Source organism: Microbacterium sp. C5A9 (assembly GCF_022627955.1).
In the GTDB taxonomy this organism is placed as follows: Bacteria; Actinomycetota; Actinomycetes; order Actinomycetales; family Microbacteriaceae; genus Microbacterium.
On record NZ_JABXGD010000010.1, the window covers coordinates 44,134 to 69,133 of the forward strand.

Here is a 25,000-nt window from a genome sequence, read left to right on the forward strand (position 1 = left end):
TATTCACGGTCTGCGGCCCCACGGGGGCGGCGGGCCCGTCGCTAGCGTGGCGCGTGGCGCACAGAAGTACCAGGGCACGGAAGAAGGAGTGGCTCATGGAATGGCTCGACCCGCTGGTCCTGTCTCGATGGCAGTTCGGTCTGACGACCGTCTACCACTACCTGTTCGTGCCGCTCACGATCGGCATGGCGCTGGTCGCCGCGATCTTCCAGACCGCGTGGGTGCGCACCGGCAAGGTGCAGTACCTGCACCTCACGCGGTTCTTCGGCAAGATCTTCCTCATCAACTTCGCCATGGGCGTCGTGACGGGCATCGTGCAGGAGTTCCAGTTCGGCATGAACTGGTCGGACTACTCGCGCTTCGTCGGCGACGTCTTCGGCGCCCCGCTCGCCTTCGAGGGACTGCTCGCGTTCTTCTTCGAGGCGACGTTCATCGGTCTGTGGATCTTCGGCTGGGACAAGCTCCCGCAGAAGCTGCACCTCGCCACGATCTGGTGCGTCTCGATCGGCAGCATCCTGTCGGCGTACTTCATCATCGCCGCGAACGCCTTCATGCAGAACCCGGTCGGATACGTCTTCAACCCCGAGACCAACCGCGCCGAGCTCACCGACTTCTGGGCGCTGCTGACGAACCCGGTCGCGCTCGCGGCCTTCCCGCACACGATCTTCGGCGCGCTGATGTTCGCCGCGGGTGTCGTGATCTCGGTGTCGGCCTGGCACCTCGCCCGCGGCCAGCACTTCGACACCATGCGCATCTCGCTGAAGTTCGGCCTGTGGGCGATGATCGTCTCGACCGCCGGCGTCGTGCTCACGGGTGACCAGCTGGGCCTGGCGATGTACGCCGCCCAGCCCATGAAGATGGCGGCCGCCGAGGCCACCTTCAACACGGTCTGCGGCGCGGACGCCTCCTTCAGCATCTTCACCCTCGGCACGCCGGACGGCAGCTCCGAGCTGTTCTCGATCCGCGTGCCCTACCTGCTGTCGCTGCTGTCGACGCACACGTTCGACGCCTGCGTGCACGGCATCAACGACCTGAACGCCGAATACGCCACGACCTTCGCCGACACCGGCCTCACCGAGTTCGCCCCGATCCTGTGGGTCACGTACTGGGCGTTCCGCTGGATGATCGGCCTCGGCATGGCCGCAGCCCTCGTGGCTGTCGTGGGACTCTGGGTCACCCGCAAGGGCGCCAAGAACCCGCCGGCTCCGTGGATGTGGAAGCTCGCGATCTGGTCGTTCCCGCTGGCGCTCGTCGCCAACATCATGGGCTGGGTCTTCACCGAGATGGGCAGACAGCCCTGGATCGTCTTCGGGCTCATGACCACGCAGGACGGCGTCTCACCGGGGGTGAGCGGCGTCGAGGTGCTCATCTCGCTGATCGCCTTCACCGCGATCTACGCCGCCCTCGCCGTGGTCGAGATCCGCCTGATCATCAGGGCCGCCCAGAAGGGCCCCGACACCGAAGAGCAGCCCCACGAGGAGACGGCCCAGCTGCCGTCCGTCGTGTACTGAGAGAGGGAGCAGTCATGGAATACATGTGGTTCTGGATCGTCGCCTTCCTCTTCGTCGGCTACTTCGTGCTCGACGGATTCGACTTCGGCGTGGGCATGTCGCTGCCGTTCCTCGGCAGGAACGACGTCTCGCGACGCCAGGTCATCAACACGATCGGTCCCATCTGGGATCTCAACGAGACCTGGGTCATCGTCGCCGGTGCGTGCCTGTTCGCGTCGTTCCCCGAGTGGTACGCGACGCTGTTCAGCGGCTTCTACCTGCCGCTGCTGCTGATCCTGCTCGCGCTGATCCTGCGCGGGGTGTCATTCGAGTACCGCCACCAGCGGGAGTCGGAGAAGTGGAAGCGCGGCTTCGACCGGATGATCGTGATCGGCTCCGCCGTGCCCGCGTTCCTCTGGGGCGTCGCCTTCGGCAACATCGTGCAGGGCGTCGCGATCGACGAGAACCACATCTACGTGGGCGGCTTCTTCGCGCTGCTGAACCCGTACTCGCTGCTGGTCGGCGTCACCACGCTGCTGCTGTTCTTCCTGCACGGCGTGCTGTTTGTGGCGCTCAAGACCGACGGTCAGGTGCACGAGGATGCTCGTCGCCTCGTGAAGCTCGCGGCCGTGCCGACCGTGCTCGCCGCCGCCGTCACCGTCGGGTGGACCGTCATGATGGCCGCGGGACGCGAGGCACCGTTGCTGTACTTCGTGATCGCCTGCGGGCTGGTGGCGGCTCTGGCGCTGATCGCGGCGATCGTCGCATCGCTGCGTCGGCTCGACGGGTGGGCGTTCACGTTCGGCGCCGGCACCGTGGCATCCGCCGTGGTGATGCTGTTCGCGGCGCTGTTCCCGTACGTCATGCCGTCGACGATCGACCCGACGTTCAGCCTCACGATCGAGAACGCGTCGAGCACGCCGTATACGCTGACGATCATGAGTTGGACCGCCCTGATCGCCCTGCCGCTCGTGCTCGCGTACCAGACGTGGACGTATTGGATCTTCCGCAAGCGCGTCACCCGCAGCTCGATCGAGGGAGCTCCGGCCCACGCGTGAGAGTCGTCTTCTGCTCGGCTCGCCGCTCGTGCCGCTTCCCTGATCGGGGAGCGGACACGTGAAGCCCGTCGACATCCGCCTGATCCGCTATGCGAGCGCGGCGCGGGGATTCCTGCTGCTCTCGGGTGTGATCGGCGTCGCGCAGACGGCGGTCACGATCGCCTTCGCGTGGATGCTGACCGATGCCGTCACCGGGGCGCTCGCCGGGCGCGACGTCACGACGACGCTGCTCTGGCTGCTGGCCCTCGCCGCGGTGCGCGGTGCGCTGATCGCCGCCTCGGATGCCGCGGGCATGCGTGCCGCGGCCAGGACCGGACTCCAGCTGCGCGCCGCGCTGATCGCGGCGGTCGGCAGGCTCGGGCCGGGCTGGCTCGCGCAGCGCAACAGAGCGGAGCTCGCCCTGACCGCAGGCCACGGCCTCGAAGCGCTCGACGCCTACTTCGCCCGCTACATCCCGCAGCTCGTGCTGACCGTGGTCGCGACCCCCGTGCTCGTGGCGGTCATGTGGTGGCAGGACTGGCCGAGCGGGCTCACCGCGGTCATCACGCTGCCGCTGATCCCGCTCTTCCTGATCCTGATCGGCATCGCCACGCGCACCGTGCAGCGCAGGCAGTGGCAGACGCTGCAGCGCCTCGCCGCGCGCTTCGCCGACACCGTGCAGGGGCTGTCGACCCTGCGGCTGTTCGGACGCGAGCGCCGCGCCGCCGCGCAGATCGAGCACACGGCCGACGAGTACCGCCGCGAGACGATGAAGGTGCTGCGGTTCTCGTTCCTGTCGGGGTTCTCGATGGAGCTGCTGGCCTCGATCGCCGTGGCGCTGATCGCCGTCGCGATCGGATTCCGCCTGCTGTCGGGCGACCTGTCGCTCGAGGTGGGGCTGTTCGTGCTGCTGCTCGCCCCCGAGGCGTTCCTGCCGATCCGGCAGGTCGGCGTGCAGTTCCACGCCGCCGCCGAGGGCGTCGCCGCCACGGAGGACGTGTTCGACGTGCTCGACGAGGCGGGTGCTCAGGAGGCCGGGGCGCGGGATGCGGGCGCGCGGGAGGCCGACGCTCAGGGGGCTGATGTTCTTGCGGAAGCGCGAACCCCGAACGTGCGAGCCCTGGTCGTCGCCGATCTGCGGGTGCGCGATCTGCCGCCGGTCTCGTTCGCCGCCGCCCCCGGAACCATCACCCTGATCGAGGGGCCGAGCGGTGCGGGCAAGTCGAGTCTGCTCGCGGCCCTGCGTGGTGCGGTCGCCTTCGAGGGCGCGGCCACGTGGGGCGACGTCGATGTGCGTCGCCTCTCGCCCGCGCAGTGGCTGGCCTGGAGCGGCCAGCGGCCCCAGCTGAGTCGCGGCACGCTCAGCGACAACGTGGCACTGGGCGATGACGCCCCCGACGTCGACGGCATCCGTCGGGCGCTCGACGACGCGTGTGCGAACGACCTCGATCCGGCGCTCGAGCTGGGCGTGCAGGGGAGCGGGCTCTCGGGCGGACAGGCGCAGCGCGTCGCGGTGGCGCGGGCGCTGTATCGGCAGTCCACGCATCCCGACGCGGTTCTCGCCCTCGACGAGCCGTCGAGTGCGCTCGACCCCGAGACCGAGCAGAGGCTCTGGCGCTCGCTGCGCGCGCGTGCGGATGCCGGGGCGACGATCCTGCTCGTGTCGCACCGCCGCACGGCGCGCGACATCGCCGATCAGGTCGTCGAGCTGGGGGTGAGCGTGTGAGCGCCATGCGCAGAGCGGCCCGCGTGCGCGGCATCCTCCGTCTCGCGCAGCCGCCGCTGCGGACCTTCCTGCCGGGAGCCGTCTGGGGCTTCCTCTCGGCGGGTGCCGCCGTGAGCCTGCTCGCCGTCAGCGGCTGGCTGATCGTGAGCGCATCCATCGTCGACTCGCTCGTGCCGCTGTCGGTGGCGGTCGTGGGTGTGCGCTTCTTCGCGGTGACGCGTGCCGTCACCCGGTATCTCGAGCGTCTGAGCGGACACGATGCGGCGCTGCGGCAGCTCGCATCCACCCGCGCCGACATGGTGCGCCGCCTGACCCCGCTGTCGCCCGCCGGGCTCGGCCGCACCGATCACGGCCGGGTGCTCTCGGCCCTGGTCGACGACGTCGAGAACCTCCAGAACCTGCCGCTGCGAGTCGTGCAGCCGCTCGCGGTGTCGGGACTCGTGGCGCTCGGCGCCGTCGGATTCCTCGCGTTCGTCTCGGTGCCCGCCGCGCTGACCCTCGCCGCCTGCCTGGTGATCGCCGCCGCCGCGGCCGTCGGACTCGGCTGGGTGTTCGGATCCCGCGCCGAGGCGGCCGTCTCGCAGCGCCGCGGTGATCTCTCCGCGGCGCTCACCGACTACTTCGGCGGGCTCGATGTGCTGCTCGCCTACGGTGCCGAGGCGCAGGCCCGCGAACGCGTGGCGGTGGCCGATGCCGCGCTGCGCCGTGCCGTCAGCCGGGCGTCGCTCGCGCAGGCGATCGCGGCCGGCATCGTGTCGGCCGTCGCCGGAGCCGCGTCGGTGTGGGCCCTCGCGGTCGCCGCCCCCGGACTCACCACGGGAGCGATCGACGGTCCCTGGCTCGCGGTCGCGGTGCTCGTGCCCATGGTCGTGTTCGAGGTGTTCGGTGCGGTGCCGATCGCCGCGTCGTCGTGGCGGAGCGTGCGATCGAGCGCCGAGCGCATCGTCGACGTGCTGCCCTCCGAGATGCCGGCAGAGCTGCGGTCGGACGAGGGTGACGACGTCGCGATCGCCGGGGTGCCCGCACTGCACCTGCGCGGAGTCGGAGCGCACTGGCCGGGAGGATCGGTGGCGTTGGACGGTGTGGATCTCGACGTGCGGCCCGGCGAGCGGGTGCTCGTGTCGGGCCCGAGCGGTGCGGGAAAGAGCTCCCTCGCGGCGGCGCTCGTGGGGTTCCTGCGGGTCGACGGCGAGTACCGGGTGGGCGAGGCCGACGCCGGTGCACTGTCGGGTCCCGCCCTGCGGCGCACGATCGGACTGTGCGAGCAGAGTCCGCAGCTGTTCGACGAGGACATCCGCCAGAACCTGCTGTTCGCACGCGACACCGCGAGCGATGACGAGCTTCTCGCCGTGCTGGATCGCGTCGGACTGGGGGAGTGGGTGCGCGAGCGCGGTGGTCTCGACGCCCGGGTCGGCGACCGCGGCGGCCTCGTCTCGGGCGGACAGGCGCAGCGCATCGCCCTGGCTCGCGCGCTGCTGCGCGGCTTCCCCGTGCTTGTGCTTGACGAGCCGACGGCGGGAGTCGACCCCGACGCATCCGATGCTCTGCTGCGAGACCTGCTCGGCGCGACCGGCGACCAGTCGGTGCTGCTCATCTCGCACGTCGCCCCGCCGGCGGGGACCGTCGACCGGGTCATCCGGCTCGAGGCCGGTCGAACGATCTCGTAGTCGAGTCGAGTCGAGTCTGGTCGGGGCGGATGCCGGGCGCAGCTGCGGATGTCGGGGACGCCACGCCGCGGCATCCGTCGTCCATCCCGAGACGTGTCGCGGTCGGGATTCCGAAGTTGTGCTCGGTGCGTGCGGTGCGGTGGGGTGGTACCGGACCCGTCAGACGCTGAGGTCGGCGCGCGGCTCCATCACGATTCCCTGAGCTTCGAAGACGCGGCGGCGCTCTTCGATGCGGCGATGCAGTTCGACCTGCGCGTCATCGACGAGCTGGGGGTCGAGGTCGACGGTCGCCGGGTGCGGGTCGCCGTGGTTGGCCTCGATGTAGGCGTCGAGCTCGGGGCCCGAGGTCCACGAGGTGATCAGCGCATACCGCGGCGCGACGCCCCGGTGCCAGACCGCGTGCCAGAAGCGCTGGGTGTCGACGATGATGCGCGACCCCTCGCGCAGCGGCAGGCGGATCTCGGTCGCCGGGTCGAACCGGTCGGAGCGCAGCAGCAGCAATGAATCGGAGTCATCGGAGAGGTTGTAGTAGCCGCGCACGACCCACCCGGTGCCGTCGTCGTTGAGGCGGTTGTTGTCGTCCTGGTGCAGGTTGTAGACGGCATCCGCGTACTCGTTCGGCTGCAGTTCGATGACCCGGCACCGGCCGACGCCCGCTCCCGGCTCGAGCGCGCGACGCTGCAGGGTCGGCGCGATCGCGACCTGCGACTCGACCCACACGCCGTCCTTGTCGGTGCGGGGCGGGGTGTGGTTCCAGAAGCCGTTGCACTCGATCTGGCCGGCGTAGCTCGCGAGAGGGGCGAAGCGGGTGACGCCGGAGGATCGCCAGCCGATGTACTCGAGATCGAGCCATTCGGCGGGGTCGGATGCCTGGTCATGGTCGTCGAGGACGACGTATCCGGTCTCTGCCAGCGCCTCCGATGTGATGAAGCCCATGTGCGTCCCCTCCGTCGTGCATGCCTTAGGCCATCCTAACCAGCGAGCTGCGTGCGGTGTTCGGCGGACGCCCGGGGAAAATCGGGTACGAGTGCGCGGCCGGGGCGGGGCCCGCGGCGACGCTCGATTCGCGCGGCGGCCCGTGGTGTCGTAAGCTAGTCCGCGGTGACGTGTCCGAGCGGCCGAAGGTGCAACTCTCGAAAAGTTGTGTAGGGTAACCCCCTACCGTGGGTTCAAATCCCACCGTCACCGCCACCACGAAGGCCCCGAATCCCTTGGAAACACTGGGATTCGGGGCCTTCGTCTTGTTCTGTCCGGAGTGAGCGGTGACGCGGCAGTAACAGTTCCACACTCCTAGGTGCGGGTCCCCGTGGCCCCACGGGGGGAGAACCGCCCGTGGGGCCACGTCGTGGAGGCGCCTGGATCAGGTGAGCGGGCCTTTGACCACGGAGAGCTTGATCAGGCCCGTGCCGACAGTTCGCGGGGGAGTTTCTGCTCCGGTATCGTCACAAGCACTTCGCCACCGTTCCGGAGGGATGCGCTCACTGCGTGGTGTCCGTTGACGATGAATGCCGTCGAACCGCTGCGCTTGCGAATACCCCAGCCGCCCCAGTCCGATGGTTGCACCGTTGTTGTCCGGATGTCGCCGAGATTGTCGGCGGGAACCTGCTTGAAAGGGAACCGCAAAAGGGCCGAGCGGATCTGGAGTCCTCGCTGATCGACGCGTACGTCGATGCCGATGAACGCGACCAGCGCAACAGCCGCGACCGCGAGGACAGCCCCGATGAGCGTGCGCACGATGACAGACGACTCCTGGGCCGCAACGAGTCCGGCCGTGCCAGCGACGAGAAAGATGGCGAACGCCACGCCGATCTGCGGGGAGTAGACCGTTGCCGCCCAGACTGGAGTGATCGTCCGCGCGGACGACTCTTCGGCTGCCTCATGCTGTTCCGTTGACGGGACCATGGTGCGCAGAAGCACGCCGTAGAGCAACAGTGCGGCGAGGAGAATCAGCCATCCGTTGAGTTCGGCGTCTTGTGCGCTTCCCGCTGTGTATGTGAGCCCTGCGGGAACGAGCCACAGCGCCATCCCGATTCCGGCGAAGAACCCTGCCCAGGTGAGGACATCGCGCTTGGTGCGCAAGCTCGGCGGCTTCAGCAGGACGACGATGGCGGCAATTGCGCCTGCGCCCGCGGCGATACCCAGGGCGAGTCCGAAAACTCCACCTGTCTCAGTGACACCGTCGACTCTGCCTCGAGCGTCCCAGTGGAACGCTACCTGCGAGCCGAGTCCGTCTTTCCAGAGCAGGTATGTCACCGCGATGGCGATGGTGGGGAGGAAGCTGGCGAGGGCCGCAAGGGCGCGGCGTGCGAGTGACATCGTTCATACTCCAGTTCTGGATTCGGCGAGCTCGTCGTCGGTTGTCTGGGTGAGCTCTGTCGGCGGCGATGAGGGAAGGAACGTCGAGAGCGCAGGGGCTGCAGCTGACATGACAGCACCGATCATGATCCAACCGAAGGAGAACAGCCCGATAGCGACGATGATCGCCAGATGGAGTGCGGCGCTGATGGCGAAAGCGACCGCCGGCCACCGCCCAGGCAGCAAGATGAATACCGCGATCGCGCATTCTCCGATGATGGTTCCCCAGGATATGGCGAGAGCGACGGCAGGCATCGAGGTGGCCCAGAGGAACAGATCGCCGATGGGTCCACTTGCGCCGAACCACTCCATCCGAGCGACGTAATAGATCGCGGAGCCTTCCTGCCACTCGGACACGGAGACCTTCGAGAGGCCGCTGTTCAGGTAGATCCAGGCGACCTGCGCGCGAACTGCCCACATTGCGCCGACCGCCATCGGGACGTTCAAGGCTCGGGGCGAGGCGGCGGGAGAGCGTTGCCAGTACCACCAGCGCCGGTGACCGATCGAGACGAACGCGAGGAAGAGGGTGGTGACCTGTGCGACGTAGTCGCCGCCGTCAGGGAGTGAGATCGTCTGAGCGAACGAAAACGACAGCCATGCGTGGACGAAGCCTGTGACCTGAGGAAGGAACCCGCTCGCCACCCACAGGAGTACGACGATGACCACGGTGCTCACGAGTTGGCGGTCGTCGGGGAACCAGCAGTAGGGGGAGATGGCGAGGAGTGGGCGTATGCAGGGGGACTCCGCCTGGCCGTTGGCGATGGGGACGAACAGAGCTGCCGCCGGCGTGAAGAGCAAGATGGATATCTGCGCGAGCGCGATAATGGTCCGTCCCGCCGCGAGCGGCAGGTGCCACCCGGGGAACGCTGCGATCTGCGCCAGGAAGGCGCGTTCTAACCGGCTCAGCATTCGATATCCAAGTGCACGGCGTTCTCATCGAGGCGCCATCCTTCGTACATGTCTCGATACGAGAAGGCGACTGGTGCGGTCTCCACGATGATCACGTTCCCGCACAGCGTCTGAGTCGGATAGTCGTTGACGATGGAGACCGGCTCTGTCTCCGCCGCGATCACGAGACAGTCGCGGGAGCGGTCTTCTGCACACTCGACCCAGTTCTCTGCCGGAAGCGGACTGGTGAGATTGGCCATCTCGGGTCCTTGCGCTCGTTGGGTGCGCAAGACGCCGAACCAGTTGTCGGGATGCGCGTTCGGAAAGGCCGACGCTGAGCGGAGTGTGCCGTCGTCCAGGACGTATGCGGTGATCTCCGTGTCGGACGGCGGCTTGGTGAAGAATGGCCAGCTCTCAGGGAGTACCGTCGTCATTACATCGCGCAAGGGCGACCCATCCCTCGGATACAGCACCGTGCTGGGCATCGATACGAAGATCGCGATACCCAGCACGGCGGCTGTGACGACGGACGAGACGAACGCGATGATCGTCTGCTTCGTCACTTTGATCGTTCTTAGGCGAGTGCAGCTGCGACGTCTCGGACCATGTTCGCCTGGTCGACCTCGTACAGCGTGTTCGGGTCATCGAGGTAGCGCGTGTAGACGTACGCGAACGCGAGGACGACGGCGCCTCCGATCGCCACGGCCGCGACATTGATGTTCGCGAGAACGTTGACGTTCACGACGAAGTTCACGTTCTGGACCGCCTGTCCGGTGGCGTTCGTGGTGACCAGCGGTTCGTCGCCGACGACCTCTCGGGCCTCAGCGAAGATGGGATCGGTCTCCCAGAACTCCACGACCGACTTGTAGAACTCGCCGAGCGACTCGCTCACCACATTGGGCGCCCCCGAGGTGAGGCCAGGCAGGACCTGCTCCCGGAAATTGGGGTTGAACGCGAGATACGCGTCGACGACCAGCGCGAGGTCCTCGTCGGAGATTTCGGCGCGATCGGGTGCGAAACCGAGCACGTCCACGATCTTCGGGTTCGCCTCAGCGATGGCGCCCTTGCCCGCGAGAAGGAGCTCGAGCACCTCACGGTCGGAGTACTTGCTGATCTGATCGGCACTGATCGCTGTCGCGCGGGAAGAGTTGGACTCCACGGAGACCGTCGCACTCTCCGTCGCGTTCTCTGTCGCAGAGGCCATGTGCCCGGTGCTCGCGATGAGCGCACCGGTGAGGACGACGCCGAGGAGTGTTTTCGGTAGGGCGCGGCCGAGTTGGTTCTTCATGTCTGGTCCTTTCATGGGTGGTGTGACTGTGCCCACAACATAACCGTTACAACAAGGCGTGTAAAGTAATTGTCAGCCACTGCCGGAGGTGATCGTGGAGACGCGCAGGAGTCGCTGGATGTTGATCGCGCTGTACGCCGTCGCGGTCCTGGTGATCGCTTGGGCTGTCGCTCTTCCGCTATGGAACGGCTCGGGACTGCTCAGCCCTTGGTTCGGCCTCACTGCTCTCGCGATGATGATGACGCCTGCAGCGGTAGCGCTCGTCATCGTCGTGTTCATCGAGCGCCCCCGCCAGAGGTTGGTGGCGTTGGGGCTGCGCCCGATTCGTCCCTGGCGGCGGACTCTCGGATACGCGTTCCTCGGGCTGATGGGGATGCTTCTGCTGTGTGTCGTCGCTCTCCCGGTCGGCACGGTGATCGGGGTATACCCAGGCGACTTCGCGGGCCTTTCTGGCCTTCGAGCAAGCACTGTCGTAGGAGACAGTGAGTCCGTCTGGCCGCTTGTCCTGACGCAATTCGGCGCCATCATCCTCGCCTCGTTCGTGAACCTTCTACCTGCGCTCGGGGAGGAGATTGGATGGCGAGGATGGCTGCTGCCGAAGCTGCTGCCATCGGGGATCGTCCCCGCTGTTCTGTTGTCTGGCGTGTTGTGGGGTGCGTGGCACGCGCCGCTGCTCCTGCTCGGCTACAACTACCCCACAGTGCCCGGGTGGATGGCCGTCCTCCTGATGATCGGCATGTGCACGATCGTGGGGTCACTCCTTGGCTGGTTGAGGGTGCGCTCCGGGTCCGTCTGGCCGCCGGCTCTCGCGCACGGTGGATTGAACGCCGCAGCGAGCGGAACGTTGTACCTGTTCGCCGCTGACGCGGCGACCGTGGACACCACTCAGGCGACCATTCTCGGCTGGTCAGGCTGGATCGTACCGGCCGTCCTCGCAGTGGCGCTCATCGCCACCAGCTCATTCCGGTCCCCGCCCACCACGACGCAATCCGAGACACACGTCAACGAAAGGACACACCATGTCGCTTAGCCGTATTCGGTTCCTCGCCTTCCTCGCGCCGATCGCTTTCCTTGCCGGTTGCGCACCGGGGGTCGTGGTCGAAGGCGAGATCGATGAGTCCACGGCCGTTGGCGAACGGTCGAGCTGGGTCGTGGAGATCCTGAACGACGAGTCGGATACCACCGGCAGTCAGTGGGAAACAGTGCTCGATGAGAGCTTCCTCGATCAGATGTCCGCGGACGAATTGGCGGAGCTCATCAACGAGGATCTGCGTCCCGAAGGGCCGTTCGAGATCGTCCGCTTCGAAGCGGCGGGTCCTGACGCGGTGACAACTCTTCAGGGCGCCGAGGAGGAGATCGCGTTGAGCATCTCAACTACTGACAAGGGCGATATCGAGGGCATCTTCTTCAGCCCCGCCAGTTGAGGAACCCTCTATCGCTCCGCGGGAGCAACGAGTGCGCGTGCTCACGCGGTGCGTGATTGCTGAGCAGCCAGATGGTGCACGACAGCCCGCGCGGTGTTGACAGCGAGGGCGTCATCGAGCCCCACCCCGGTTGGCACGATCGCACGTGCAAGCACCGGCCCGAGGAGGAGGTCGCAGGCGAGCTCGTCGTCGTCTCGGCTTTCACGGACCTCACCACGGGCACGCGCCAGTTCCAGAACGCGAAGGACGTTCTCCCGTCGCGGTGCGATGAAGCGCCCGAAATAGCTCTCGGCAACGTCGGCGTGAAGCCGGATGCTCTCCAGCAGCCCTGGAAGATTCCGCCGCATGAGGTCGCTGCGGAACATCTCCACTTCCGCGCGTTGCAGCTCGATCAAGTCGTCTATCAGGTTGCCGTTATCGACTTCCAGCCCGGTGCCGAAACGGTCGATGATCACTTCAAGGGCAAGGTGTGCAACGCTCGGATAACGGCGGTAGAACGTCGGTCGCGTTGTGCCCACCACGGTCACCAGTGCGTCGACCGTAAGCGCCGAGTAGCCCTGAGATGTCATGACGCTCTCAGCAGCGCTGATCAGCGCATCGCTGATGCCCGCTTGGGGGGGCCGTCCGACACGGTTCTGACTCATGCGCTGACGATATCAGCGGACCCATGACCTCCTAGTGAGGCATGCCGTCCGCCCTGCAATACACGACGGCATGTAACGTAACTGGCATGGCGGGCGTAGCGAGTTCGGTGTCGGTAGACGAGCCACGCAGTGGCGGAGAGCGACGGTGGGAGGAATTGCTCGGCCCGGCCCGGGATCGATACTTCGCCGGCAGATACCGGGAGACGGAGTACGCTTTCGTGTCTGGCTCATCGTCGGGCGATCTCACATATTCCGTTCATCTATCCCAGCAGCCGACGGAATGGCACCTGACCTCTATCGACGCCGTCGTCCTCGCTCGTTACGCGATCATGGACACCTCACCACCCGATCTCACTCGCTGGTTGCGCCGTTCATGGGTGCAAAGTCTCGACCTTCGCGCGGGCCGCCAGCCGACCACCGATCTCGAACGCGTGAGAGTCACCGCGCAGTTGCAAGCGTCATCTCACCAGGTCACGATCGACGCTGACGTCGGCACGATGCACGTCCGTCTTGGCGTCGCCGCTGACGAGCCGGTTCCTGCGTGCGGGGGAGAGGTCGCAGAACCAGTGCCTCAGCGTTCTCTTCGTGAGTCGCCGACCGCTGTGCCGAGTGTGATCGAGTTCTCCGATCAGCGCGTCAACGCCGAGTGGCACTTCGATTCGGGTTTGACGGCGATCGACTACATCGCGACCTTCGGTCAGCTCACTCAAGCGATCGCCTATCACCATGCTGGGCTTCGGAGGAAGGACGCCGAGATGCTGTGGATGCGACGCATCGAAATGGCGGGCATACCGGCTCCTGGTCACGGCCGGACACACCTGAGATCCTTTGCTCAGCTGACACGTGATCGCGGGCATCGAACTGCGCGCGGCGTCGTCCACGACGTCCATGTCGCTGCGCATGCGACGACCGGCGTGTGGGCTAAAGCCAGCGCGGCATACATCGAAAGGGAAGCGCGGTGAACGTGAGGACCCCGAATGACTCGCTCCAGGAAGAGCTGGCCTTATCGCCCGTGGTCGATCTCGTGCCCGCCGCCCGCGCCAGCCCTGTGTTTCAAGAGCTGCACCCGGTAGCCACTGCCCTGTTCGAATATGAGCGCTCGAAGATGCGCGACATGCAGGAAGCGCTGTTGATCGGTGACGTCCCACCCCTGGAATCCATCGTTGCAGCGTTCTCCGCCGTCGGAGGGCTCATCGAGCAGGACCTCCGCGTTCGCGCAGGGGTGCGCATGACCTTCGAGTCGAGGACGTTCTTCCCCGAGCGCCGACTCAGCCCGTACCGAACCTGGCTCGGGTTCATTCGGATGCAACTGTCGCGGGCGTCGGAACAGGGCCTTTTGCGGGAGGGGACGCGGGTCGACGAAGCATCAGACGTTCTCGTGTCGGCGGCTCTCGGGCAGCTGGCCATCATCGTCCATGAGCAGCGCTGGTCCGAGACCTCTGAGACCCTCAATCGAACCGCAGCGTCCATTCTCGGACTCCTCGAGGCCGCATGATGGGCGAACCCTTTGGCAGGCTAGCGGTGGTCACCGGGGGCACGGGAGGCATCGGGACGGCGATCGCCCGAAAGCTTGCGGCCGACGGTTACAAGCTCGTCCTTCATCATGTGGCCGACGTCTCCCGGGCGATGCGCGTCCAGCGTGAACTCGGAGCCTCGGTGCTCGATGTGGTGCGGAGTGATCTTCGGAGTGTCGAAGGCGTCGAAGCGATCATCGCGTCAGTGTCCACCGTGCTTTCCGAGCACCGCTCTGTGCGTCTGGCTGGACTCGTCAATAATGCCGCGGTGATGTTGGGCCCGGGCCTGCGAGAAGCCCGGCCTGAAGACTTCGATGAGTACTTCGCTGTCAACGTGCGTGCGCCGTTCTTCCTCAGCCAGCGACTGTCGGAGAAGATGGGCGAGGGCTCGAGCATCGTGAACGTCTCGTCGGTGGCCGCGCACTTCTCCAGCCCCGGCGACATCGTCTATGCGATGAGCAAGACAGCGATCGAGGCATTCGCACGGCATGCTGCCCCCGCTCTCGCCGAGCGAGGTATCCGCATCAACACTGTCGTTCCCGGTTTCACCGACAACGGCCACCCCGCGTTCCAGCTGGCGGAAGTGCAACAACGCCTCTCCTCGTTCTCCGTCCTCGGTGGCGTTGCAGAGCCGAGCACGGTCGCCGACGCCGTGGCCTTCCTGCTCTCAGAGACGTCGGCGCGAACGACCGGAACGACACTCGATGTGAGCGGGGGAGGAGCGCTTGGCTCGCGTCCAGCGGGCGGTATGAGCCTGCGCGACCTCGCGCGGCGGAGCTGAAGCCGGCCGTCGGGAGCGATGAGGTCCGCATGATCGCTGCGGCGCCTCGTCGATTCCTTTACACGCTTAGTTGTAACGGTTATGACATGGGCACACCCTGCCAAACCACAGGGCCATCCATTCGATCGACGCCGCTCAGCGGAGTCGTCTTGCATGGATGAGCTGCAGCGGCAACGAGAACCTGATCGACCTGCTCGGTGCTGAGCGTGGCTTCAGGCCGCCGGTCCGTCGGCTTCGCTCGCTCAGGGTTGTCGTGTTCGCGATGGCCTTCCATGCGCAGTGTCACCTTTCGCCTCGGCGGGAGCGCTCTCAGGCTATGTGGCCGCAGTGCTCGACGTCGAGAAGTTCGGGCGCGTCGTCACGACGTGATTGAATGCAGGGGGGAAAGGGCAGTCGATAGTGGACGCTATGGCGCGCGCCCGGGCTATGCAGCTTCTGGGGCAGTTCAACGATCAGATCACGCGAATGATCGACGGTGTTTTCGGTACCCGCTGGGCGGAGATCGAAGAGATCCTCGCGATGATCGTCCTTTCGTCGGAGAGAGTGGTCACCACTCGCCGGCTCGCCGACGCGAGCGGGCTGGGGCGCCGGGCGGTATCGCGCCTCGTCCTGCGCCTGCACGCAGACGCACTCGTCGGCACACGGCGTTCCGCTGATGATGCTCGTGTCATCGAGGTCTTTCTGGAGGAACAAGGACATGCGCGCGCGGACGAGCTCCGGTCGCAGGTCGCTGAGCTCTTCCGGCACAGCCGGTCTCTTGCCGAGGAGATCAGCCGCGGACTCGGAGTCGCGATGGAGGGCGATGCCGGCGCTCCATCGGTCGACGCCCTCGACCTGCTCAGGCGCGTGTGCGAAGCAGGGGCTGCGCTCGTGCACCATATGCCTGCTGCCGCCATGCAGGGCAGGCTCGCGGCGAGGCAACGGGCCGGCCTCGTGCTCATCGCGTCGACGCCGGGAGGTGTCCGGCTCTCCATGCTCGCCTCCGCGCTCGAGGTGACACCCGCCGGAGGCTCTTACATCGCCGATCAGCTGTTGGCGAAGGGATTCGTCCGTCGTTCTCGTGGAGTCCTGGCCTCGGACCGACGAGCGGTCCTGCTCGAGGTGACCGAGGACGGATCGCGCGCGGTCGCCGCAGTCGCGGAGGGAATCGAGATCCACAGCGAACGCCTCTCGGCCCTCTTCTCTGAGATCGAGTCCTTCAGCCGCTGATCGGACGGGCCCGTCCGCTGGAGCGCTCGTGGTCGAGAGCCTGCTCACTGGCGGTCGGGCTGCGACCGACTTTCTGTGTGCTATCGACACCGGCCATGTTTATCAGTAATGTCCTGAATCACACACTGAGAGGGGGCAGAAATGTCGAGAGAAGAACACGCGCGAGAGGGTGCGCAGTCCGTGCTGGTTGATGACGAGGTGATCGATGTCGCTGTGGTGATGCCGAGAGGATCCACGAAGTCCGGAGTTCTCGGGGCAGCGCTCGGGGTCGGGCTGGGTGGCGACAACCAGATGGCGTGGGGCGTCGCGGGCAGCATGCTCGCACAGCGCGCACACAGTGCGTCTCACGGGAGCTATCCGTCGATCGTCCTCGCCGTCTCGGCCACCAAGTTGTATGTGCTCGGCCGAGGCAAGACGGGTCTGGTCGGCGGGTGGAAGGATCTCGCACTCGTCGCTCACATCGACCGTGCCGACCTCAAGATCGACACTCGCCACAGCGGCACTGTCCGCGTCATCGAACTCACCGACACGACCACCGGCAACGTCCTCGAGTTCGAGGCGCAGAACATCGGTGGCCTCGGCCTCAACGAACTCCTCGAAGAACTAGGAAAGTAGGACATCATGGCTACCAATTCCCGCCCGGCCGGCGTCACCTTCGTCGCCGTTCTCGCTTGGCTCTCTGCGCTGCTGCAGATTCTTCTCAGCATCCTCATTCTCACCGGGGTGTTGTCCGTCGCCTCGGTGTCCATCCCCTCCACATGGTTCGCACTGCTCGTCGGACTCGTGACACTCCTCGTGAGTTTCGGTCTGTTCGGGGGCCGCAACATCGCACGAGTGATCGTCACCGTGTCCTTGGCGCTCTCCATCGTCGGAGCTGTGCTCCAGGCGATCGTCCACCAGAATGCGAATGTCCTCGTCGGGTCTCTCATCACCGCCCTCCTCGCCCTGGCCGGCATCGTGATGCTGTACACGGCTCGCGCGAACAGCTTCTTCAGCTGATATCGCTCGGGGATTGAAGGCGCTCTGCAACACGACCGAAATGGGCGGTGCCGCCGGGCCGGGGATGGCCTCCGGTGGCACCGCCTTCGTCAATCTCGCACGCCGAAGAGACCCTTTCCGAATCTGCTGATGTCGCGGTAGGCCTCCGCATACGTGGTCGGCGCCTTCGCCCCGGGGTTGTATCGGGCCAAGAGCAAGCCCGAGAGGCCGATCGCGGGGGCGGTCAGCGGGCGGTGCTTATGCGTGGTCGCTGCGGCGGTCGCGTCATCCTCTTCGGGGTTGCGCCCCGCGTAGAGGGCCTTCGGAGCAGGCCATGTATAGGGCTGACGAGGCTGGGTCAGGTTGATCGCGTTGAAGATCGGATTCGCGGTCTGATCGCGAAGAGTCAGAGGTGGCAGCCCGTGCTGACGGCAGAGGGTGTTGATGACCGATCCGTGATGCATCTCATCATGGATCACCGTCCCCGATGCCGTATAGGCGCTGACCACGATGGCGGGCACGCGCAGACCGAGTCGATCGAACCCGAAACCCATCTCGCCCGGTCCCGTTCGGTCCGGAGGTGTCGCGGGCGGCGGGGGCACATGATCGAAGGTGCCCCCGTGCTCATCGAAGGTGACGACCAGCGCCGTGTTGAGCGCGTGGGAGCCGGTGTCGGACGCGCTCGTGCGGATGGCGTCGTAGATCTCCTGGAGGAGGCGATCACCCGCTCTGACGTCGGAAAGCGCGCTGTTGTACACCGGCACCTTCTCGCCGTCCTCGTCGACCTCGCTCTCGCGGACGGTCTCCCCCCACGGCGGATGCATGTCGTTGTGGTTGAAGACCATGCGGGGTTCGATGAAACTGTATGCCGGAAGATCGCCGTTGCGTGCGTCTTCGTAGAACTGGCTCATGTCGCGGAAGTTCGACTTCCAGTGCGGCTGCAGCACCGGCGCATGCAGGAGCCCCGTCAGTGAGACGAGCTGGGATCTGTCGTAGTACACGCGCCACGGGATTCCGGCGTCTTGGAGTCTGTTGAAGATCGTCGGCGCGGGTGGGCCGTCGAGCCACTTCTCGTACCCGTCGCCGCCGTGATTCGTGACGTAGCCGTGCGATGTCGACGCGTGGAAGAAGAGCCGGTTGCAGAAGGTCTGTGAGGGGACCGCGGCGTGCCATGCATCGTAGACGGCGAATTCTCGAGCGAGTGTCGAGAGCACAGGCATCATCGCCGGACTGAAACCGCCCATCACGACGCCGTACTCGTCCGGCCGCGGGCGTCGCCCCTTCTCGTTCTCGAAGTTGATGCAATAGTCCCGCACGAAACCGCTGTTCGTGGGCGCGCTGCCGGCGGGCGGTGTGTTGAAAGGCGGGAGGAGACCGTTCGCGCGGAGGTCCTGGTTGGACTCGGGATCGACCACATCGAAGAGCTGCGTGTTCACGTGCGGGTAATGTTCGCCGGGGTCGGGTTGCGGCGACTGCATGATCGCGTCAGTGGATCCTTCGTACAGGTGTGCGACGACGTCTTCGCCGTCCGGCCCTTCGTTCGAGTACGAGCCCTGCGGGATGCCATCGAACTCTGCGCGGGTTTTCTCTTCGCCGCTGTACAGGTGACCGAGCATGTTGTCGAAGCTGCGGTTCTCGAACATGACGACGACGACATGATCGAAACCGGGGGTCGAACGCAGTGGAAGGGGAGTGAACTCGGGAGGATTGGCGGTTGCTGCTGCGGTCACGGCTGCGCCAGCGGACGCACCGATCGCGGCCCCCGCGATGCCGATTCCTGCTCGACGGAAGAAGTCGCGCCGCGTGGGGGGCCCGGACATCTCCGGCGTGCTCGCGTCAGCGGGTGAGGGCGTCATCGGCTGAACTCCTTCGCGTCGTGGCTCGATTCCACTCCATACCTGGGGCCGAATGCAAGCGTTCGCTAGGGTCTAGCCATGTCCCGAGATCTGAAGTTCGACGCGAACGCGCGATACGGTGCTGCCCTGGTCGGGGTGTTGTTCGCCGGTTATCTGAGCGTCGCGACGGACTACAGCGCCTTCGTCCAGGCAGCGAACTATGCCGGCGTCCTGGGCACCGACATTCCCGCCGTCGATCTCTTCGAGTTCCTGCTCACACTCGGACTCTTCGTCACAGCCTTCTCGATGTTCCCGGCATCGGCTGCGCGACGGCTGTCGGCAGTCACGCTCACCTGTGTGGTCCTCTTCCTCTGGGCGACCATCGGAATCGAAAGGGGCGTCGGGAACGTCCTCGAACCGGTTCAGCTCTGGGTCTTCGTGCTCGATCAAGGCATGATCACGCTACTGGTGGCCCTCGGAGGGTGGCTGATCGTGAGGGAGCGGGGATACGCCGCGTACGCGGTGCTGCTGCTGATCGTCGTCCCACCGATCATCAGTCGAGCGCTCATCGACAGTTCCGTCACGTCCGGCGCCTTCACCTTGGCCAAGATCGCCGCCGTGATCGTGTTGGGTATCGGTGGCGCTTGGCTTGCAGCCATGATCGACCGCTCGGTGGGTGCTCGCCGCAGGGCTCGGAAGACGATCGCGGATCAGTGATTCTGGCGCGGGCCTCGGCACGGGGGCACGGGGGAGAGCGCACCGAGTCGGTTCGTCGTCTACGCAGACGCCCGGAGCGCGATCCAGGCGGCGGCGCGGTCGTCCGCGCTCGACATCGACAGCCCGCTCAGCTGCTCGATCCGCTGCACGCGCGCGGTCAGCGTCTGCCGATGGATCCCGAGGCGTGTCGCCGCCGTCCCCCACGCGCCGTTCTCCGCCAGGAAGCACCTCAGGGTCTCGATCAGATCGGCCTCATGCAGCGGCTCGAGCAGGGATGTCAGCCGGCGTGAGTCTGCGGGGGAGAGTCTGTCGAGCACGAGGTCGACCGTCGGCATGCCGCGGTAGCGGACGACGGCACGTCTCTCGGTGACGGCGGCGTCGTGGGCTCGACGGGACTCCTCGGTCGAGATCGCGAGCGCGTCGATCGGAGCGGGGGAGCCGAGCCCGAGATGGAGCGGCACCGAGAAGGCGGTCGCGCGACGGGCGACCTCGTCGATGTGCTCCTCGCGCGCGAAACCCGACACGGTGCCCTGTGCGGCGGAGAGCAGGTGCGGGGCGCCGAGGTCTTCGAGCCAGTGGATGACCACCCGCTCGGTGTCGACGCTGGACGACCGCGCCGAGAGGGTGAAGGCGACCAGGGTGCGCTCCCGCACGCCCCACTCCCTCGCCAGCGCGAGGGCGGTCGGCCCGCCGTCTTCGAGGACGCGCATCATCGTGGCCCGGCCGAGTCTCTCGGTGCGGCTGCCGTCGTGGGTGCGCAGGAGCAGGTCGAGCAGGGCGGCCGCCTGCGAGCTGAGGTCTCGGGCTCGGCTGGTCGATCCGCTTCGCGCGGTCACGACGAGGAACGCCGACATGTCGTCATCCGTGCCGACCGGATGCACCTGCAGCGCCCGACTCCGCACCCGCACCGGTCGGTTGAATGCGACGGCGACCGCATCCCCGATGTGCAGTGCGCCGGCGCCGGCCGAGGCGATGGGCTGTGCATCGCGATCGAGCAGCACCGCCCAGCCGTCGAGTCGCCGGGCGAGCTCGGCCACGACGCCGGCCACTCCGCTGCGGCGGGCGGCGAGTGCCAGCACCTTCGTGGCGGCGAGCACGGCGCGGTCCTCCGCCGCCGCATCCGTGGCGAGCAGGGCCTGGAGCGTGGGCAGCACGACGGCGGGCTCCAGATCCGGATCGACGATCGCGGTGACGCCGTCCGGTACGACATCGAGGGGGCCGGTGACCACGACGACGGCGAGTCTCAGCTGATCGCGTCGGTCGTCGCCGCCGAGTGCGGCGGTGATGTCGGCGGGAGTGCCCACGACGAGGGTGGCGAACTGTGGATGCGGCAGCACCGCGAAGTCGACCAGCGGGACGACGCTCGACACGGGAGCCTTCGGGCCCAGCGCGCCGCCGTCGACCAGGGTCGCGCCGAGCAGGCGAGCGACAGATGCCAGATCCCGCGTCATATCCGCAGTATAAGGAATGTCGAGTCTCGGCGTCGCGGATCATCATTTCGATGAATGACACGAGAGCGGCCGCGTTTCTACGATGAAGCCCGACCTACACGAACGAAGGGGGCCACATGCGGGCCATCGTATTCCGCGACACCGACAGTCCGATCGAGCACACCGAGGTGCAGCTCGCACCGCCGGCGGCCGGCGAGGTGCGCGTGAAGATCGCCGCTGCGGGCGTCTGCCACTCCGACCTGCACGTCAAGCGCGGGGAGTGGGACGCCCCCGCTCCGATGGTGATGGGGCATGAGGGCTCCGGGGTGGTCACCGAGCTGGGTGAGGGCGTCACCTCGCTCGCGGTCGGCGATCACGTGGTGCTCAGCTGGGTGCCGCCGTGCGGTGAGTGCCGCTACTGCCGCTCCGGTCACGAGGCGCGCTGCCAGAAGGTGGCGACGGTCGTGGCTCCGCTCGGCGTGCTCTTCGACGGCACCTCGCGGCTGAGCAAGGACGGCGAGACGATCCACCACTACCTCGGCGTCTCGTCGTTCGCCGAAGAGGTCGTGGTTCCCGCATCCGGCGCCATCAAGGTGCGCGATGACGCTCCGCTCGACGTCATCGCCGTCGTCGGCTGCGCCGTCGCCACAGGTGTCGGCGCCGTGATGAACACCGCCGGCGTCGAGCCGGGCGCACTCGTGGCCGTGATCGGATGCGGCGGCGTCGGCCTCAATGTGATCCAGGGGGCGCGGCTCGCCGGTGCCGAGCGGATCGTCGCGATCGACGTGCGCGAGGACAAGACGCGCCTCGCCGCGCAGTTCGGTGCCACCGACCAGATCGTCGCCCCGGACGGCGATGCGGTCGCGCAGCTGCGGGCCCTCCTGCCCGACGGCGTCGACTACGCCTTCGACGCGATCGGCCGCACCGTCACGACCGAGCAGTCGATCGAGATGCTCGGGCTCGGCGGCGCGGCGGTCATCGTCGGCCTGCCCCCGACCGGAGCCCGCGCGTCGTTCGAGCCCCTCGTGCTGGCCGAAGCCGACCAGCGCATCCTGGGCTCGAACTACGGCTCGGTGCGCCCGGCCATCGACATCCCCGCCCTCGTCGACCGCTACATGGACGGCCAGCTGATCCTCGACCCGCTGATCTCCTCGCGCCGCCCGCTGGACGAGGCGGCGGAGGCGTTCGCCGAGCTCGAATCCGGCCAGGCGCTGCGCACTCTCCTCATTCCCTGATCGCCTCCCGGCACAGCACCACAGCGCCACATCCCCCCCACAGCACCACTCCGACCGACCCGATGCGAAGGAGCACCCCTTGACCACCACCTCCCCCCAGCGGCCCCCGACCGCGCCCACCGACGCGGGCCTCCGCCGCGGTGTGATGAGCGGCCCCGAGCTGGCCGCACAGGCGATCGCCAACATCGCCCCCAGCGCGGTGATCGCCTTCACCGCCGCCGCGATCTTCCTCGGCGCAGGAAACGGCACCATCTACGCCTTCGGCCTCGCGACGATCGTGATCCTCTGCGTCGGCTACTGCGTCGTGGTGTTCGCCCGCAAGCACGCCTCCGCCGGCTCGCTCTACACGTACGTGTCGAAGGGCCTCGGCCCGGCCGGTGCATACCTCGCGGGTGCGGCGCTGCTGATCGGATGCTTCGGCATCGCGGCGGCCTCCCTCATGGGCTCGGTCTCGTACATGAGCCAGTTCCTCACGCTGCTCGGCGTGCCTGCCGAGGGCGTCGGCTGGAGCATCGGCCTCGCGATCGTGCTCGGTGGGCTCGCGACGCTGTTCACGATCCGCGGCATCCGGCTCTCGGCGCGGGTGTCCCTGGTGCTCGAGCTGCTGTCGGTCGCGATCATCCTCGTGCTGCTGATCGCCGCCCTCGTCTGGGCAGGCCCGAACGCGTGGGATCCCGCACAGCTGATCGCCGAGGGCTCCTCCTTCCAGGGCATCGCGGCGGGAATGGTGCTCGGCATCCTGGGCTTCGTCGGATTCTCGTCCGCCGACGCGCTCGGTCGTGAGGCGAAGAACCCGTACAAGGCGATCCCCCGCGCCATCATGTGGAGCGCGCTGACCGTCGGCATCCTCTACGTCTTCGCGGCGTACACGCAGATCGCCGTCCTCGGCGACGACCTGGCCACCGCGGCGAGCCCGCTGGAGAGCATGTCCGAGCTGATCGGCATGCCGGTGTGGTTCGCGCCGGTGCTCACGTTCGGCGTCGCGGCGTCGTTCTTCGCCGTGGTCGTCGCTCCGCTCAACGTCATCGGCCGCATCGTCTACGTCATGGGCAAGGAGGGCGTGGTCCACGAGCGGTTCGGCCGCACCCACGAGCGCCACCTCACGCCGCACCGCGTGCTGCTGGCCGCCGGGGCGCTCGCCGTGGTCGTCGACATCGTCTTCCTGATCGCGGGCGCCGACCCGATGGAGATCCTGGTCTGGGTGAACACCTGGGGCACCTACGGCTACATGGTCGCCTATGCGCTCGTCGCGATCGCCTGCGTGGTCTACACGCAGCGCGCAGGGATGCGGAACGGGCTGGTCTGGGTCTGCGCGACGATCGCCGTCGCCACCATGGCCTACGTCTTCTTCGCGAACGTGTTCCCGGTGCCGGCGTTCCCGTTCAACGTGATCCCCTATGTGTTCATCGTGTGCGTGCTCGCAGCCCTCACCCGGTACTGGTACCTGAAGGCGCGTCAGCCCGAGGTGATCGCGCGGATCGGCAACACCGAGACCTCGGCGATGGACGGAGTCGGCTGACTCGGATCCGGCTGCCACGAACAGAGAAGCCCCCTCCGCGGAGGGGGCTTCTCTCTTCGGTCGTCGGGGCGGGGTGTCAGCCGGTCGTCGGGGTGTCAGTCGGCGTCGTCGGGGTCGGCCGAGAAGACGGGGCTGAGGAAGCGGCGCTCGTAGCGGCGGATGCACTTCGTCCTGCGGGCCAGTTCGAAGGCCTCGACGCATTCGGGGTCGGTCTTCGATGCCGTGCGGTAGATCTCGTACTCGGCGAGGGAGGGGAACGTGAACAGCGCGAACGCCTCGTCGCTGTCGCCCTCGCTCGGCAGGAAGTAGCCGTGGTGGGTACCGCCGTGCTTCGCCACCAGACGGATCCACCGGCGCCCGTACTCGGTGAAGTCGTCGAGCTTGTCCGGGTCGATCTCGTAGCGCAGGTGAACGGTGATCATGCCGTCCAGCTTGGCAGAGCCCGGCTCACGCGGGGCACGGAGCGGGAACGCGTGCGGGTTCCGGGCCCGACCGCGCGGCAGATGACGGCGGTTCGCGTCTCCGTTGATCTCCCTCTCCGGGGGGATCGACCTACATCCCCGGTCTGACGACGCGGGGCCGAGCCCGCACATACCGTCGAGACATGCCTTCCGACGCAGTGATCGCCCGCCGGCTCATGCCCCTCGGTATCGTGGCCGCAGCGGCCATGATGCTGGTCCTGGTCCCGATTCCGGGAAGTCTCAGCGTGGTGGCCACGAGGTGGCTGGGTTCCCTCGGCTTCTTCGTCCCCCGGGTCGATCTCGTGTCCGAGGTCGCACTGGCGCTTCTCGCCCTCGCGACGGCGTCCGTGATCGGCGTCGTCTGGTGGAAGTATCCCTCGCGACGTCCCCGCGCCGTGGCTGCATCGATCGGTGTCGTGCTCGCGTACGTCACGAGCGAAGGCGTGAAGGTGCTCTTCGCCCAGCCGCGGCCCTGTTCTCGCTGGGCGACGGCGACGGAGTGCCCGCCCGCCGGGGACTGGTCGTTGCCGTCGAACCACGCGACCCTCGCCTTCGGGGCAGTGGCTGTGGTCGCGGTGCTCGTCGGCAGAGCGGCGATGACAGGGGCGATGATCGGCGTCGCCGCGCTCGTCGCCGTCGGACGGGTCGTGGAAGGTGTGCACTACGTTCACGACGTCGCGATCGGTGCGCTCCTCGGAATGGCGCTTCCGGTCCTGCTAACGCTCGCGTCGGACGCCTCGCTGGGGCGGCGAGCGGTCGACCGGGGCACGCGCGACACGGGTGACCCGTCGATGCCGTAGGT

The 25,000-nt window shown here is 67.1% G+C and carries 25 protein-coding genes and 1 tRNA gene; 17 read left to right on the forward strand and 9 right to left on the reverse strand.

Annotated features, from left to right (window positions below; translation table 11 throughout):
- The first annotated feature begins 95 nt into the window (after positions 1–95).
- From HWD99_RS17390 to cydC, 4 genes are read left to right on the forward strand one after another with little or no spacing between them, the layout of a single operon-like run.
- Complete coding sequence (locus HWD99_RS17390; RefSeq protein ID WP_241797451.1) at positions 96–1,511, forward strand: cytochrome ubiquinol oxidase subunit I; 1,416 nt, start codon at positions 96–98, stop codon at positions 1,509–1,511.
- A gap of 14 nt (positions 1,512–1,525) precedes the next feature.
- Complete coding sequence (gene cydB, locus HWD99_RS17395; protein ID WP_241797452.1) at positions 1,526–2,548, forward strand: cytochrome d ubiquinol oxidase subunit II; 1,023 nt, start codon at positions 1,526–1,528, stop codon at positions 2,546–2,548.
- Positions 2,549–2,606: 58 nt separating this feature from the next.
- Entirely contained in the window at positions 2,607–4,253 is a 1,647-nt protein-coding gene (gene cydD / locus HWD99_RS17400) for a thiol reductant ABC exporter subunit CydD (protein ID WP_241797453.1), read from the forward strand.
- A 5-nt stretch (positions 4,254–4,258) separates the two neighbouring features.
- Positions 4,259–5,920 (forward strand): thiol reductant ABC exporter subunit CydC, encoded by a 1,662-nt coding sequence (cydC, locus tag HWD99_RS17405; protein WP_241797454.1) that lies wholly within the window; start codon positions 4,259–4,261, stop codon positions 5,918–5,920.
- A gap of 159 nt (positions 5,921–6,079) precedes the next feature.
- On the opposite strand, the gene HWD99_RS17410 is transcribed toward cydC, so the two are convergent.
- Positions 6,080–6,856, reverse strand: coding sequence for a hypothetical protein (locus tag HWD99_RS17410; RefSeq protein ID WP_241797455.1), 777 nt, complete (start codon positions 6,854–6,856; stop codon positions 6,080–6,082).
- A 164-nt stretch (positions 6,857–7,020) separates the two neighbouring features.
- Here HWD99_RS17410 and HWD99_RS17415 point away from each other — a divergent pair.
- Positions 7,021–7,111 (forward strand) — tRNA-Ser (locus HWD99_RS17415).
- A gap of 204 nt (positions 7,112–7,315) precedes the next feature.
- Here HWD99_RS17415 and HWD99_RS17420 read toward each other — a convergent pair.
- The 4 genes from HWD99_RS17420 to HWD99_RS17435 are packed head-to-tail and all read right to left on the reverse strand — an operon-like array spanning position 7,316 to position 10,451.
- Positions 7,316–8,236 (reverse strand): hypothetical protein, encoded by a 921-nt coding sequence (locus HWD99_RS17420; protein ID WP_241797456.1) that lies wholly within the window; start codon positions 8,234–8,236, stop codon positions 7,316–7,318.
- A gap of 3 nt (positions 8,237–8,239) precedes the next feature.
- The gene (locus HWD99_RS17425) at positions 8,240–9,184 is read right to left on the reverse strand and encodes a hypothetical protein (RefSeq protein ID WP_241797457.1); all 945 of its coding nucleotides are present in this window, start codon (positions 9,182–9,184) and stop codon (positions 8,240–8,242) included.
- A complete protein-coding gene (locus HWD99_RS17430; protein WP_241797458.1) occupies positions 9,178–9,726 on the reverse strand; it encodes an SdpA family antimicrobial peptide system protein in 549 nt (182 codons plus the stop codon). The genes HWD99_RS17425 and HWD99_RS17430 overlap by 7 nt, the downstream gene beginning before the upstream one ends.
- An 11-nt stretch (positions 9,727–9,737) precedes the next feature.
- Positions 9,738–10,451, reverse strand: coding sequence for a hypothetical protein (locus tag HWD99_RS17435; protein ID WP_241797459.1), 714 nt, complete (start codon positions 10,449–10,451; stop codon positions 9,738–9,740).
- Positions 10,452–10,569: 118 nt separating this feature from the next.
- On the opposite strand from HWD99_RS17435, the gene HWD99_RS17440 reads away from it, so the two are divergent.
- Positions 10,570–11,481, forward strand: a complete 912-nt coding sequence (locus HWD99_RS17440; RefSeq protein ID WP_241797460.1) for a CPBP family intramembrane glutamic endopeptidase — start codon at positions 10,570–10,572, stop codon at positions 11,479–11,481.
- Positions 11,471–11,875, forward strand: a complete 405-nt coding sequence (locus tag HWD99_RS17445; protein WP_241797461.1) for a Cpe/LpqF family protein — start codon at positions 11,471–11,473, stop codon at positions 11,873–11,875. Before HWD99_RS17440 ends, HWD99_RS17445 begins: the two co-directional genes overlap by 11 nt.
- 41 nt (positions 11,876–11,916) lie before the next feature.
- Here the strand turns inward: HWD99_RS17445 and HWD99_RS17450 are convergent, their stop codons facing one another.
- Positions 11,917–12,519: a TetR/AcrR family transcriptional regulator gene (locus tag HWD99_RS17450; RefSeq protein ID WP_241797462.1), complete on the reverse strand. Its 603-nt coding sequence runs from the start codon at positions 12,517–12,519 to the stop codon at positions 11,917–11,919.
- A gap of 86 nt (positions 12,520–12,605) precedes the next feature.
- On the opposite strand from HWD99_RS17450, the gene HWD99_RS17455 reads away from it, so the two are divergent.
- From HWD99_RS17455 to HWD99_RS17480, 6 genes are all read left to right on the forward strand, one after another.
- Positions 12,606–13,481, forward strand: coding sequence for an AvrD family protein (locus HWD99_RS17455; protein WP_241797463.1), 876 nt, complete (start codon positions 12,606–12,608; stop codon positions 13,479–13,481).
- Positions 13,478–14,014 carry a hypothetical protein gene (locus HWD99_RS17460; protein ID WP_241797464.1) on the forward strand — a complete coding sequence of 179 codons (537 nt, stop codon included), beginning with the start codon at positions 13,478–13,480 and terminating at the stop codon, positions 14,012–14,014. Before HWD99_RS17455 ends, HWD99_RS17460 begins: the two co-directional genes overlap by 4 nt.
- Entirely contained in the window at positions 14,011–14,814 is an 804-nt protein-coding gene (locus HWD99_RS17465; protein WP_241797465.1) for an SDR family NAD(P)-dependent oxidoreductase, read from the forward strand. The genes HWD99_RS17460 and HWD99_RS17465 overlap by 4 nt, the downstream gene beginning before the upstream one ends.
- A 465-nt stretch (positions 14,815–15,279) precedes the next feature.
- On the forward strand, positions 15,280–16,023 hold the full coding sequence (locus HWD99_RS17470) for a MarR family transcriptional regulator (RefSeq protein ID WP_241797466.1): 744 nt from the start codon (positions 15,280–15,282) through the stop codon (positions 16,021–16,023).
- A gap of 141 nt (positions 16,024–16,164) precedes the next feature.
- A complete protein-coding gene (locus HWD99_RS17475; RefSeq protein WP_241797467.1) occupies positions 16,165–16,638 on the forward strand; it encodes a hypothetical protein in 474 nt (157 codons plus the stop codon).
- A 6-nt stretch (positions 16,639–16,644) separates the two neighbouring features.
- On the forward strand, positions 16,645–17,022 hold the full coding sequence (locus HWD99_RS17480) for a hypothetical protein (RefSeq protein ID WP_241797468.1): 378 nt from the start codon (positions 16,645–16,647) through the stop codon (positions 17,020–17,022).
- An 89-nt stretch (positions 17,023–17,111) separates the two neighbouring features.
- Here HWD99_RS17480 and HWD99_RS17485 read toward each other — a convergent pair whose 3' ends face one another.
- A complete protein-coding gene (locus HWD99_RS17485) occupies positions 17,112–18,857 on the reverse strand; it encodes an alkaline phosphatase family protein (RefSeq protein ID WP_241797469.1) in 1,746 nt (581 codons plus the stop codon).
- A gap of 78 nt (positions 18,858–18,935) precedes the next feature.
- Between HWD99_RS17485 and HWD99_RS17490 the strand changes: the two genes are divergently transcribed.
- Entirely contained in the window at positions 18,936–19,553 is a 618-nt protein-coding gene (locus HWD99_RS17490) for a hypothetical protein (protein ID WP_241797470.1), read from the forward strand.
- Between the two features lie 59 nt (positions 19,554–19,612).
- Here the strand turns inward: HWD99_RS17490 and HWD99_RS17495 are convergent, their stop codons facing one another.
- Entirely contained in the window at positions 19,613–21,004 is a 1,392-nt protein-coding gene (locus tag HWD99_RS17495) for a CdaR family transcriptional regulator (RefSeq protein ID WP_241797471.1), read from the reverse strand.
- 116 nt (positions 21,005–21,120) lie between these two features.
- On the opposite strand from HWD99_RS17495, the gene HWD99_RS17500 reads away from it, so the two are divergent.
- Together HWD99_RS17500 and HWD99_RS17505 are read left to right on the forward strand one after the other, a co-directional pair.
- On the forward strand, positions 21,121–22,218 hold the full coding sequence (locus tag HWD99_RS17500; RefSeq protein ID WP_241797472.1) for an alcohol dehydrogenase catalytic domain-containing protein: 1,098 nt from the start codon (positions 21,121–21,123) through the stop codon (positions 22,216–22,218).
- 145 nt (positions 22,219–22,363) lie between these two features.
- Positions 22,364–23,737 (forward strand): APC family permease, encoded by a 1,374-nt coding sequence (locus HWD99_RS17505; RefSeq protein ID WP_374205486.1) that lies wholly within the window; start codon positions 22,364–22,366, stop codon positions 23,735–23,737.
- Positions 23,738–23,832: 95 nt separating this feature from the next.
- Here the strand turns inward: HWD99_RS17505 and HWD99_RS17510 are convergent, their stop codons facing one another.
- Positions 23,833–24,159: an NIPSNAP family protein gene (locus HWD99_RS17510; RefSeq protein ID WP_241797474.1), complete on the reverse strand. Its 327-nt coding sequence runs from the start codon at positions 24,157–24,159 to the stop codon at positions 23,833–23,835.
- Between the two features lie 182 nt (positions 24,160–24,341).
- Between HWD99_RS17510 and HWD99_RS17515 the strand changes: the two genes are divergently transcribed.
- Positions 24,342–24,998 (forward strand): phosphatase PAP2 family protein, encoded by a 657-nt coding sequence (locus HWD99_RS17515; RefSeq protein ID WP_241797475.1) that lies wholly within the window; start codon positions 24,342–24,344, stop codon positions 24,996–24,998.
- The last annotated feature ends 2 nt before the right edge of the window (positions 24,999–25,000 follow it).